This is a genomic window from Klebsiella sp. 1SOBk5mer (assembly GCF_046603115.1).
In the GTDB taxonomy this organism is placed as follows: Bacteria; Pseudomonadota; Gammaproteobacteria; order Enterobacterales; family Enterobacteriaceae; genus Klebsiella; species Klebsiella quasipneumoniae.
The window spans coordinates 1-11,676 of record NZ_JBKIUU010000013.1 but is presented as its reverse complement, the minus strand read 5'-3'; the positions used below and the strand labels follow the sequence as shown (position 1 = coordinate 11,676).

Annotated in this window: 12 protein-coding genes and 2 tRNA genes; 6 read left to right on the top strand and 8 right to left on the bottom strand. The window is 59.4% G+C overall.

Features of this window, described 5'->3' with window-relative positions:
• The first annotated feature begins 132 nt into the window (after positions 1 to 132).
• From ACLH1U_RS21730 to leuA, 6 genes are all read left to right on the top strand, one after another.
• The gene (locus tag ACLH1U_RS21730) at positions 133 to 879 is read left to right on the top strand and encodes an AzlC family ABC transporter permease (protein ID WP_023290756.1); all 747 of its coding nucleotides are present in this window, start codon (positions 133 to 135) and stop codon (positions 877 to 879) included.
• Positions 869 to 1,204: an L-valine transporter subunit YgaH gene (gene ygaH, locus ACLH1U_RS21725; RefSeq protein ID WP_004205699.1), complete on the top strand. Its 336-nt coding sequence runs from the start codon at positions 869 to 871 to the stop codon at positions 1,202 to 1,204. The genes ACLH1U_RS21730 and ygaH overlap by 11 nt, the downstream gene beginning before the upstream one ends.
• Before the next feature lie 90 nt (positions 1,205 to 1,294).
• Positions 1,295 to 1,825: a transcriptional repressor MprA gene (gene mprA / locus ACLH1U_RS21720; protein WP_002914337.1), complete on the top strand. Its 531-nt coding sequence runs from the start codon at positions 1,295 to 1,297 to the stop codon at positions 1,823 to 1,825.
• Positions 1,826 to 1,950: 125 nt separating this feature from the next.
• Positions 1,951 to 3,123 carry a multidrug efflux MFS transporter periplasmic adaptor subunit EmrA gene (gene emrA / locus ACLH1U_RS21715; protein ID WP_004205697.1) on the top strand — a complete coding sequence of 391 codons (1,173 nt, stop codon included), beginning with the start codon at positions 1,951 to 1,953 and terminating at the stop codon, positions 3,121 to 3,123.
• A gap of 15 nt (positions 3,124 to 3,138) precedes the next feature.
• Complete coding sequence (gene emrB, locus ACLH1U_RS21710) at positions 3,139 to 4,677, top strand: multidrug efflux MFS transporter permease subunit EmrB (RefSeq protein ID WP_002914342.1); 1,539 nt, start codon at positions 3,139 to 3,141, stop codon at positions 4,675 to 4,677.
• A gap of 136 nt (positions 4,678 to 4,813) precedes the next feature.
• Positions 4,814 to 6,490, top strand: a complete 1,677-nt coding sequence (gene leuA, locus ACLH1U_RS21705; protein WP_023290757.1) for a 2-isopropylmalate synthase — start codon at positions 4,814 to 4,816, stop codon at positions 6,488 to 6,490.
• Here leuA and ACLH1U_RS21700 read toward each other — a convergent pair.
• The 8 genes from ACLH1U_RS21700 to ACLH1U_RS21665 all read right to left on the bottom strand — a co-directional run bounded on the left by ACLH1U_RS21700 (position 6,469) and on the right by ACLH1U_RS21665 (position 11,654).
• Positions 6,469 to 7,236, bottom strand: a complete 768-nt coding sequence (locus ACLH1U_RS21700; protein ID WP_032456498.1) for an AraC family transcriptional regulator — start codon at positions 7,234 to 7,236, stop codon at positions 6,469 to 6,471. The genes leuA and ACLH1U_RS21700 overlap by 22 nt on opposite strands.
• Positions 7,237 to 7,288: 52 nt before the next feature.
• The gene (gene luxS / locus ACLH1U_RS21695; RefSeq protein ID WP_023290759.1) at positions 7,289 to 7,804 is read right to left on the bottom strand and encodes an S-ribosylhomocysteine lyase; all 516 of its coding nucleotides are present in this window, start codon (positions 7,802 to 7,804) and stop codon (positions 7,289 to 7,291) included.
• 156 nt (positions 7,805 to 7,960) lie between these two features.
• Positions 7,961 to 9,517, bottom strand: coding sequence for a glutamate--cysteine ligase (gshA, locus tag ACLH1U_RS21690; protein WP_049013824.1), 1,557 nt, complete (start codon positions 9,515 to 9,517; stop codon positions 7,961 to 7,963).
• 66 nt (positions 9,518 to 9,583) lie between these two features.
• Positions 9,584 to 10,012 (bottom strand): YqaA family protein, encoded by a 429-nt coding sequence (locus ACLH1U_RS21685; protein WP_023290761.1) that lies wholly within the window; start codon positions 10,010 to 10,012, stop codon positions 9,584 to 9,586.
• Positions 10,009 to 10,575, bottom strand: a complete 567-nt coding sequence (gene yqaB, locus ACLH1U_RS21680) for a fructose-1-phosphate/6-phosphogluconate phosphatase (RefSeq protein ID WP_004205690.1) — start codon at positions 10,573 to 10,575, stop codon at positions 10,009 to 10,011. The genes ACLH1U_RS21685 and yqaB overlap by 4 nt, the downstream gene beginning before the upstream one ends.
• A 125-nt stretch (positions 10,576 to 10,700) precedes the next feature.
• Complete coding sequence (locus ACLH1U_RS21675) at positions 10,701 to 11,015, bottom strand: BON domain-containing protein (RefSeq protein WP_023290762.1); 315 nt, start codon at positions 11,013 to 11,015, stop codon at positions 10,701 to 10,703.
• Between the two features lie 257 nt (positions 11,016 to 11,272).
• A tRNA-Arg gene (locus ACLH1U_RS21670) sits at positions 11,273 to 11,349 on the bottom strand.
• Between the two features lie 228 nt (positions 11,350 to 11,577).
• Positions 11,578 to 11,654: transfer RNA gene (locus tag ACLH1U_RS21665), tRNA-Arg, on the bottom strand.
• Between the last annotated feature and the right edge of the window lie 22 nt (positions 11,655 to 11,676).

Here is an 11,676-nt window from a genome sequence, read left to right as displayed (position 1 = left end):
TTTCATCCCGTCAGGGTCATGGAAAAGCGGATTGCGGGCATTTTCATAGTGTTAAGGCGCGTCGCGCTCTGTTAAGGTGGGGACATCGGTCAATTTGCCACCTTCACATGGATCCAGCGATAAGTTATTCATATGGAAAACCCCGCGCCCTTAACCTGTGCCTTATCTGAACGTGTCGCTACCGTCGGCGAAGGCATTAAAGACAGTCTCCCCATCGTCATTAGCTACCTTCCGGTGGCATTCGCCTTCGGACTGAACGCCACCCGGCTGGGTTTCACCCCGCTGGAAAGCCTGTTTTTCTCCTGCATTATTTACGCCGGCGCCAGCCAGTTTGTGATCACCGCCATGCTGGCCGCCGGCAGTTCGCTGTGGGTCGCCGCCCTGACGGTGATGGCGATGGACGTCCGCCACGTGCTGTATGGCCCCTCGCTGCGCAGCCGCATTCATACCGCGCTGGACAAAAAGAAGACCGCCCTCTGGGCCTTCGGCCTGACCGATGAGGTTTTCGCCGCCGCCACCGCCAGGCTGGTTCGCGACAACCGACGCTGGAGCGAAAACTGGATGCTCGGTCTCGCATTTACCTCGTGGGCATCGTGGGTGTGCGGCACGCTGGCCGGCGCCTGGTCCGGCAACGGCCTGCTGGTGGATTATCCGGCGGTGGAAGCCGCGCTCGGCTTTATGCTGCCGGCGCTGTTTATGAGCTTCCTGCTGGCCTCTTTCCAGCGCCAGCAATCGCTGTGCGTCACGGCGGCGCTGGCGGGCGCGCTGGGCGGCATTCTGTTATTTTCCATTCCGGCGGCGATCCTCGCCGGAATTGTCTGCGGGTGTCTGACGGCGCTGGTCCAGGCCATGCTGAAGGGGATGCCGGATGAACAGTGAGGTCCTTCTGCTCGGAGTGATTGTCGGCGGCGTGAACTATCTGTTTCGTTATCTTCCCCTGCGTCTGCGCGCGGGTCATGCCCGGCCTGCCCGTCGTGGCCCGGTCAGCGTGCTGCTGGATACCATCGGCATCGCCTCGATTTGCGCGCTGCTGGTGGTCTCCAGCGTGCCGGAGATCCTCGCCGATGCCCATCGCCTGGCGCCGACGCTGATCGGCTTCCTGGTGCTGGGGGGCGCCTTCTGGAAAACCCGCAGCATTATTATCCCGACCCTGCTGTCGGCGTTGGCCTACGGTCTGGCCTGGAAAATCGCCAGCGGGCTCTAAGCTTTGCGTATCAATTTTGGTCAATAATTCATTTGATTTATTTGTCACAATAGTTATTATATCGGCTGTAATTAATGAGGTCATACCCAAATGGATAGTTCGTTTACTCCCATTGAGCAAATGCTCAAGTTCCGCGCCAGCCGCCATGAAGATTTCCCGTTCCAGGAGATTCTGTTAACTCGTCTTTGCATGCATATGCAAGGTAAGCTGCTGGAAAATCGCAATAAAATGCTCAAAGCGCAGGGAATTAACGAGACATTATTTATGGCGCTGATTACGCTGGAGTCGCAGGAAAACCACAGCATTCAGCCGTCCGAGCTGAGCTGTGCGCTGGGCTCGTCGCGTACCAACGCCACCCGTATCGCTGATGAACTGGAAAAACGCGGCTGGATTGAACGCCGCGAGAGCGATAACGATCGACGCTGTCTGCATCTGCAGCTGACCGAAAAGGGCCATCAGTTTTTGCGTGAAGTCCTGCCGCCGCAGCATAACTGCCTGCACCAGCTGTGGTCTTCACTCAGCACCAGCGAAAAAGATCAGCTCGAACACATTACCCGCAAACTCCTGAGCCGCCTTGACCAAATGGAAGAAGAAGGCGTGCTGGCGGACTCTCTACGCTAAGGGCGGCGTCGCTCAGCCCATTTTTACGTTGCAAGGAAAACAGCCAGGCCAGCAGATCTCTGCTGGCCTTTCTGATAAACAGGTCGGCTCAGCCGATGTGAAATAATAAGATCGTGGAGAATAACATGAGCGCAAATGCGGAGAGCCAAACCCCGCAGCAACCAGGCAGCAAAAAAGGGAAGCGTAAAGGCGCCCTTCTGTTGCTGACATTGCTCTTCATTATTATTGCCGTGGCATATGGGATTTACTGGTTTCTGGTACTGCGTCACTACGAAGAGACCGACGATGCCTACGTGGCAGGGAACCAGGTGCAAATTATGGCCCAGGTCTCGGGCAGCGTGACCAAAGTCTGGGCAGACAACACGGACTATGTGCAGAAAGGCGATCCGCTGGTCACTCTCGATCAGACCGATGCCCAACAGGCGTTTGAGAAAGCCAAAACGCAGCTGGCCGCCAGCGTGCGTCAAACCCGTCAGCAGATGATCAACAGCAAGCAGCTGCAGGCGAATATTGACGTCAAAAAGACCGCCCTCGCCCAGGCGCAGGCTGACCTGAACCGCCGCATCCCGCTGGGCGCCGCGAACCTCATCGGCCGCGAAGAGCTGCAGCACGCCCGCGACACCGTCGCCAGCGCGCAGGCCGAGCTTGACGTGGCAATCCAGCAGTACAACGCCAACCAGGCGATCGTGCTGGGAACCAAACTGGAACAGCAGCCGGCGGTGCTGCAGGCGGCGACCGAAGTGCGTAACGCCTGGCTGGCCCTGCAGCGTACGCAGATCGTCAGCCCGATTAGCGGCTACGTTTCCCGCCGCTCGGTACAGCCTGGGGCGCAGATCGGCACCACCACGCCGCTGATGGCGGTGGTTCCGGCGACCAACCTGTGGATCGACGCTAACTTTAAAGAGACCCAGCTGGCGCATATGCGCATCGGCCAGCCGGCCACCGTAATCAGCGACATCTATGGCGATGACGTGAAATACACCGGCAAGGTGGTTGGTCTGGATATGGGTACCGGGAGCGCCTTCTCCCTGCTGCCGGCGCAGAACGCCACCGGCAACTGGATCAAAGTGGTACAGCGCTTGCCGGTCCGCATCGAACTGGATGAAAAACAGCTGGCGGAACACCCGCTGCGCATCGGCCTCTCGACGCTGGTGGAAGTTAACACCACCGATCGCGATGGCGAAATGCTGGCAAGCCAGGTGCGGAGCTCCCCGGTCTACGAGAGCAATGCCCGTGAAATCGCTCTCGATCCGGTCAATAAACTGATAGACGAGATCATTCAGGCCAACGCCGGATAATTCGGGGTGAGTGTAATGCAACAGCAAAAACCGCTGGAAGGCGCGCAACTGGTCATCATGACCATTGCGCTGTCGCTCGCGACGTTCATGCAGGTGCTGGATTCCACTATCGCCAACGTGGCGATCCCGACCATCGCCGGTAACCTTGGCTCATCGCTGAGCCAGGGGACCTGGGTCATCACCTCGTTCGGGGTCGCTAACGCCATCTCCATTCCGATCACCGGGTGGCTGGCCAAGCGCGTGGGCGAGGTGAAGCTGTTCCTGTGGTCCACCACCGCTTTCGCCATCGCCTCCTGGGCCTGCGGCGTCTCCAACAGCCTGACGATGCTGATCTTCTTCCGCGTCATTCAGGGGATTGTTGCCGGGCCGCTGATCCCGTTGTCGCAAAGTCTGTTGCTCAGCAACTATCCGCCGGCGAAACGCTCTATCGCCCTGGCGCTGTGGTCGATGACGGTGATCGTCGCCCCCATCTGCGGCCCGATCCTCGGCGGCTATATCAGCGATAACTACCACTGGGGATGGATCTTCTTTATCAACGTGCCCATTGGCGTGGCGGTGGTGCTGATGACCCTGCAGACCCTGCGCAACCGGGAAACCAAAACCGAACAGCGGCGTATCGACGGCGTCGGCCTGGCGCTGCTGATCATCGGTATCGGTAGCCTGCAGGTGATGCTGGACCGGGGTAAAGAGCTGGACTGGTTCTCCTCCAATGAAATTATCATTCTGACCATCGTGGCGGTGGTGGCGATAAGCTTCCTGATCGTCTGGGAGCTGACCGACGATAACCCGATTGTCGATCTGTCGCTGTTTAAGTCGCGCAACTTCACCATCGGCTGCCTCTGTATCAGCCTGGCCTACATGCTCTACTTCGGGGCCATCGTGCTGCTGCCGCAGCTGTTGCAGGAGGTCTACGGCTACACCGCGACCTGGGCCGGCCTGGCGTCAGCGCCGGTGGGGGTGATCCCGGTCATTCTGTCGCCGATTATCGGCCGCTTTGCGCATAAGCTCGATATGAGACGGCTGGTCACCTTCAGCTTTATCATGTACGCCGTCTGCTTCTACTGGCGCGCCTGGACCTTCGAACCGGGGATGGATTTTGGCGCCTCGGCGTGGCCGCAGTTTATCCAGGGCTTCGCGGTAGCCTGCTTCTTCATGCCGTTGACCACCATCACCCTCTCCGGCCTGCCGCCGGAACGGCTGGCGGCGGCGTCGAGCTTGTCGAACTTCACCCGTACTCTTGCCGGCTCCATCGGGACCTCGATCACCACCACCCTGTGGACCAACCGCGAGGCGCTGCACCATGCGCAGCTCACCGAATCGGTGACGCCGTTCAACCCCAACGCGCAGCAGATCTACGATCAGCTGCAGGGGATGGGAATGACGCAGCAGCAGGCGTCCGGCTGGATAGCGCAGCAGATAACCAACCAGGGGCTGATTATCTCCGCCAACGAAATCTTCTGGATCTCAGCGGCCATTTTCATCCTGCTGTTGGGACTGGTGTGGTTCGCCAGACCCCCGTTCAGCGCCGGCGGCGGCGGCGGCGGCGCGCACTAAGCCTCACATTAAGGGACCTGCGGGTCCCTTTTTTACGGCGTCAGGTTGTCCAGTTCTCGCTAGTTTCTGTCTCGTTTGCGAAAGCCCGCCAGCCGGCGCTCGGGCAGGATAGAGGCTGACTATTAAGGAGAACACTATGCTGAGCCATCCTGCTGAAAAGTACCGTCCCTATCCGCCGATTACCCTGCCCGACCGCCGCTGGCCGGACCGGCAAATCAGCCACGCCCCGCGCTGGCTGTCGACCGACCTGCGCGACGGCAACCAGGCGCTGGCGGAGCCCATGGACAGCGCCCGCAAACTGCAGTTCTGGGATCTGCTGCTGGAGTGCGGCTTTAAAGAGATTGAGGTCGCCTTCCCTTCCGCCTCGCAAACCGATTTCAACTTTGTCCGCCAGCTGATTGACGAACAGCGCATCCCGGAGGAGGTCACCATCCAGGTGCTGACCCAGGCGCGGGACCCGCTGATCCTGCGCACCTTTGAAGCGCTGCGCGGCGCCCGCCGGGCCACCGTCCACCTCTACAACGCCACCGCGCCGCTGTTCCGCGAACTGGTTTTCGGCATGGACAAGGCCGAGGTGATCGCCCTCGCGACCCGCGCCACCCGGCTTATCCGCCAGCAGTGCGAACAACAGCCGGAGACCCGCTGGCAATATGAATATTCGCCTGAAACGTTCTGCTTCACCGAACCGGAGTTTGCGCTTGAGATTTGCGAAGCGGTGGCGGACGTCTGGCAGCCCTGCGCCGAGCGACCGATGATCGTCAATCTGCCGGCGACGGTGGAGGTCAACACCCCCAACGTCTATGCCGATCAGATCGAGTACTTTTGCCGCCATTTCTCCCGCCGCGGCGAGGTCTGCATCAGCGTGCATCCTCACAATGACCGCGGTACCGGCGTCGCCAGCGCCGAGCTGGCGGTGATGGCCGGCGCCGACCGGGTGGAAGGCTGCCTGTTCGGCAACGGCGAACGCACCGGCAACGTCTGCCTGGTGACGCTGGCGATGAACCTCTACAGCCAGGGCGTCGACCCTGAGCTTCGCTTCGAGCAGATGAACCGGGTGGTGGAAGTGGTGGAAAACTGCAATCAGATCCCCGTGCACCCGCGCCACCCGTGGGCGGGAAGTCTGGCCTACACTGCCTTCTCCGGTTCCCATCAGGATGCGATCAAAAAAGGGTTTGATGCCCGTCAGCCTGGCGACCCATGGCGGATGCCCTACCTGCCCATTGACCCGCAGGATATTGGCTGCAGCTATGAGGCGGTGATCCGCGTCAACAGCCAGTCGGGGAAAAGCGGCAGCGCCTGGCTTATCGAACAAAATCATGGTCTGAAGCTGCCCCGCGGGCTGCAGCAGGACTTCAGCCAGCACGTTCAGCAGGCCACCGATAGCGACGGCAAAGAGATGACCCACCATGCGCTGTGGCAGCTGTTCCGCACGCGCTACGGGCTGCAGGCGCAGCCTGCGCTGACGCTGGTCGATTATCAGAGCGCCAGCCAGCAGGATGGCCAGCTGTCCCTGCAGGCGACGCTGCGTCACCACGGCGAAACCCGACGCCTGCAGGGCCAGGGCAACGGCCTGCTCTCTGCCGCCGCCAGCGGCCTCAGCGCGCTGTTTCGGCAGCCGTTTATGATCAAGGACTATCATGAGCATACCCTCGGCGCGCGCAGCGACAGCCGGTCGGTGGCCTATATCCGCTGCGTTTTTCCGCAAGGAGAAAGCTACTGGGGCGTGGGTATCGATAATGACGTGGCGCGCGCCTCGCTGCAGGCGCTGTGCAATGCGCTCAGCGCCGCCGATCAGGCCGGTGGACGAAAATAGTCGCTGGGGGCGACGCCCATCACCCGACGAAACATGGCGCTGAAGGCGCTGTGGCTGCCGTAGCCCAGCTCCAGCGCCACCCGCAGGACGGAGTGGCCCTGCGCCAGGCGAATCAACGCTTCCATTAGCTTCGCCCGGCGCACCCACTCGCGCCACGTCAGGCTAGTCTGCTGCTGAAAATGGCGGTTCAGGGTTCGCTCGCTCATGCTGCACGCCTTCGCCGCCTGACTGCTGCTCCAGACGTCGCCCGGCGCCTCGCGCACCTGCTGGCACAGCCGGCGCAGCGTTTCGCTTTGCGGCTCCGGCAGGCCAAACGGCAGGATCGCCATCCCGCGGATCTCATCGAGGATCAGCTCATAAATCCGTTCGTCGCGGCTGGCGGGGGCATAGCGCTCGGCCAGCGCCAGGGAAGAGACGATCAGTTCCCGCAGCAGCGGCGTGATCTGTACGATCTGGCAGCCCGCCGGAAGATCGGCGCGCGCCAGCGGATCGATAAACAACGTGCGCGCCGCGACGTTGCCGGTCATGCGCAGCGCGTGGGGCGTTCCCGCCGGCAGCCAGACGCCGCGCCCGGGCGGCACCACCCAGTAGCCTGCCGGCGTCGCCACCCGCACCACGCCGCTTAAAATATGCAGCAGCTGGGCGCAGTCATGCTGATGCCAGTCTTCCTGGTCACCGTGAGCGTAATCATGGGCAAAGGGCACCAGCGGGCGGTGCTGAAAGGAGAAGGTGGTGGTGGTCGTCATGGCGGCGTCGGGAGAGCGGCCCGGCGACAGGCGTCGGGCCGCGGCGGAAGCACTAGATGTGCAGTTCCTGCAGTTTTTCTTTCGGCAACGCCAGTTCGTCGTTGCTGTTGATGCGCACATCGCGCTCAATGATATGACGAGCGATCTCCTGCGCCTCTTCCAGCGAGTGCATGGTATAGGTCCCGCACTGGTAGACGTTCAGCTCCGGGATCTGGTTCTGATCTTGCACCTTCAGCACGTCGGCCATCGCCGCTTTCCAGGCGTCGGCGACGCGCTGCTCGTCCGGCGTACCAATCAGGCTCATATAGAACCCGGTGCGGCAGCCCATCGGCGAAATGTCGATAATTTCCACGCCATTCCCGTTCAGATGATCGCGCATAAAGCCGGCGAACAGGTGCTCCAGGGTATGGATACCGCGCTCCGGCATCACTTCCTGGTTCGGCACGCAGAAGCGCAGATCGAATACGGTGATTTCATCGCCATGCGGCGTGTTCATTTTCTTCGCGACACGCACCGCTGGGGCTTCCATTCGGGTATGGTCGACTGTGAAACTATCTAACAACGGCATTCGTCACCTCCGGGAGTGAATTTTTTTAAAATAAAATGAACTCTTTGTTCAGCCGCGAGTCTCAGTATATGAAAGACGCGCATTTATTATCATCATCATCCCTGAATCAGAGATGAAAGTTTGGCCACAGTGATGTGGCCTTTTTCTTTTCCAGCGCTACGCGTGCCGCGCCAACAGAGCCTCAAACGGCTCGCTGTCTTCCGCTTCTACTTTCTTCTGTCGCGCCACCGACGCGTCGCGCTCGGCGATGAAATCTTCTTCGCTCAGGATCTCCAGCGGCTCTTCACGCAGCTGGGTCCGGTAACGATCGGCCAGCGCACGGCCGGTTCCGCCAATCCCTTCTTCAATCATAGAACGCAGAATGCGGGCTGAGAAGGTTAATTCCGGATCGTCAAAACAGGCCAGCAGCTCATCGCAGACCTGTTGATAGGCCTCGCCGCCGTGAATGCTGTCCAGCGTCTGCGCCACGCGGCGTAAATCGCGGAACAGATCTTTACCTACCTGCGCCAGCGGGAACTGCGCGCTTTCGCAGCCGATGCCCAACGTTAAGCCCGGCTTACGGCCTTCCAGAATCACCCGATTCCAGTTGGTGCGAGTGCACAGCAGCTCATCGCTGCTCATCTCCGGCGCGTCGGCCAGCGCGCACCAAACCATAAACAGATCGAGGAAACGCACCTGCTGGGCGTCAACGCCGATCGGCGAGAACGGGTTGATATCCAGCGAACGCACTTCAATGTACTCAATGCCGCCGCGCAGCAGCGCATCGGACGGGGTTTCGCCCCGACGGGTGACGCGTTTCGGGCGGATCGGCGCATAGAGTTCGTTTTCAATCTGCAGGATATTGCTATTGATCTGCAGATACTTACCGTCTTTTTCCAGCCCGATTTTGGCGTACTCTTCCGACGGCGTTTTAATCGCGCGCTTCAATCCTGCCACATACTCGTGCAGATCGTTAAACGTAATTCCGAGATTGCTTTGCGACTTATTGGTATAACCGAGGTCGCTGAGGCGCAGCGAGGTGGCGTACGGCAGGTAGTACATGCCGTTGCCCGTCTCCTCAAAGGGCAGCGTCGTCGGCTTTCCTTGCAGGAATGAAGAGCAAATCGCCGGCGAGGCGCCGAACAGATACGGGATCACCCAGCCAAAGCGATAGTAGTTACGAATCGTGCGGAAATAGCCTGCCGAAATGGCCTCTTTCCCGCTTTCAGCGTCTTCCACACCGCACTTCGCCTGCCAGAACGTCATCGGCAGCGAGAAGTTATAGTGCACGCCGGAGATAGTCTGCATCAGCGCGCCGTAGCGGTTCTTCAGCCCCTCGCGATACAGCGTTTTCAGGCGTCCCACGTTAGAGGTGCCGTACTGCGCCAGCTCAATATCCTGACCGGGGGCGATATAGCAGGGCATGCTCAGCGGCCACATCCGCTCGTCACCAAGCTGACGCGCGGTATAGCGATGGACATCGCGCATAAAGGTCAGCATATGCTCAATATCGCCGTCCACCGGCGTAATAAACTCGAGTAAAGCTTCGGCAAAATCGGTGGTAATCCATTTATGCGTCAGCGCTGAGCCTAACGCCAGAGGGTGACCGGTCGTCGCCAGCGTACCGTCTGCGTTCACGCGCAGCGTCTCCCGCTCCAGACCACGTTGAATACCCTGCAGGGCCTGCGGATGTTTTTCCAGCCAGGCCAGCGCCTGTGATACGTCCGGGATCAATTTGACCTCCCGCCTGTCGAAATCGTTTGAATAAGCATAATTGTAATGGATGAACTATCAGTCCAATTAGTGCCACCACGTCATGCCCTGAAGCGTCGCTGCCGCAATGACGATATAGCGCAGCGCCTTTCCAAGGCATAAGAAAAAGAGTACCGGTCCCCAGGAAATGCGCATCCATCCCGCCAGCAAACACAGTAAATCGCCGACAACCGGCGCCCAGCTTAGCAACAGCGTCACCGCGCCGTAGCGCTTAAGCCAGCCGGCCGCCCGCTCCTGCCAGCGCGAGGTTTTACGCAGCGGAAACAGGCGCCCCAGAATAACGTTAGTTACCCCTCCAAGGCTATTGCCGATTGTTGCTATTAATACTAACCACCACGGATGACTAACCCCCGTAAGGAGCATCGCAACCAGCACAACCTCCGAATTGCCGGGAAGCAGCGTGGCGCTTAAAAAGCTACTGGCAAACAGCGAGAGGAGTGACAGCGCGTCGCTCACAGCAAACGCACGTCTACAGCGTCCATTCCCGCGCGCTTCGCCGCCTGCAGACCAAAGTCGGCATCTTCGAAGACCACGCATTTTTCCGGCGCGACGCCCATGCGCTCGGCGCACAGCAGGAAGGTATCGGGCGCGGGTTTATGGTTGACCACATGATCGGCCGCCACCACCGCGGAGAAGTAATGACGCAGGCCCAGGTGCGCCAGCAGCGCTTCGGCGACGGCGCTTTCACTACCGGTGCCGACCGACATCGGGCGACGGCCGTGCCACGCTTTGACCACCTCGATCAGCGGCAACGGGCGTACGCTATCCAGCAGCATCGCCTTAACGGCCAGGGTTTTTTCCTGCGCCAGGCGATGTGGATCGAGATCCGCCTGGTTGAGTTCAATAATCGCCTGGGCAATCCGCCAGGTCGGTGAGCCATTGAGGGCGACCATCGCCTGTTCGTCGAAACGCATACCGTAGCGGCCCAGCACCTCGTTCCATGCCTGACGGTGGGTCGGCTCGGTATCTAGGATGGTGCCATCCATATCAAAGATCAGTCCTGCGTAACCTTCGTACATCGTCTTCTCACCAACCGGTTAATGAATGGTTACTGTAACGCAAAAGCCGGTCGTTGTCGCGGCCAGCGGCGCAGACGACAAAGGCGCCCACAGGCGCCTTCAGGCATCAGACCGGATAGCCGGCCTTATTTAATACGCAGATCGTTTTCGACCATTCGCACGCCCTGCACACGACGGGTGACTTCCACCGCCCGTTTAGCGCTTTCCGCGGAGGAGACAAATCCACTCAGCTGGACGCGGCCTTTAAAGGTCTGGACGCTGATTTCAGAGGATTTGATGTCTTTATCGTTAAAGAGCGCCGTTTTCACCTTAGTGGTCACCACGGTATCGTCAATGTAACCGCCGGTACTTTCTTTGGTGGACGAACCGGCGCAGCCAGCGAGGACCGTCGCCACCAGCAGCGTCGCGCAAAAAGCAGGTATTGCTTTGAACCATTTCATGGATTTCTCTCCTTGCATTTATCTCAGCCTGATAACGCTGATATACAAGGATAAATTATAGTGGAAAGCGCGGCTTGCCAATAAAAAAGTCGGATGAAACTGGGATGGAAAACGCGGTTATCGGGATGGCGAGGGAAGCGTGAAGAGGGTGCCGTTGCTTACGCAACGTTATCCGCCCTGGTGCTGGCGATAATTTCGCAGACCATGAAACAACATTTTCGCTGTTGCTAAGGAGAAGGCTGTTGCTAAGGAGAATATGGTGCATCCGGGAGGATTCGAACCTCCGACCGCTCGGTTCGTAGCCGAGTACTCTATCCAGCTGAGCTACGGATGCATCGGGAAAGCGATTGTACTGCGGGGTTACTCTCCTGGCGCTGACGATAAATTCGCAGACCATGAAACAACGTTTTCGCTGTTACTAAGGAGAATATGGTGCATCCGGGAGGATTACTCGGCTGCGCCTCGCCCTTCGGGCCGTTGCTTACGCAACGTTATCCTCCCTGGTACTGACGAAAATTTCGCAGACCATGAAACAACATTTTCGCTGTTGCTAAGGAGAATATGGTGCATCCGGGAGGATTCGAACCTCCGACCGCTCGGTTCGTAGCCGAGTACTCTATCCAGCTGAGCTACGGATGCATCGGGAAACTTGCTTTACTAC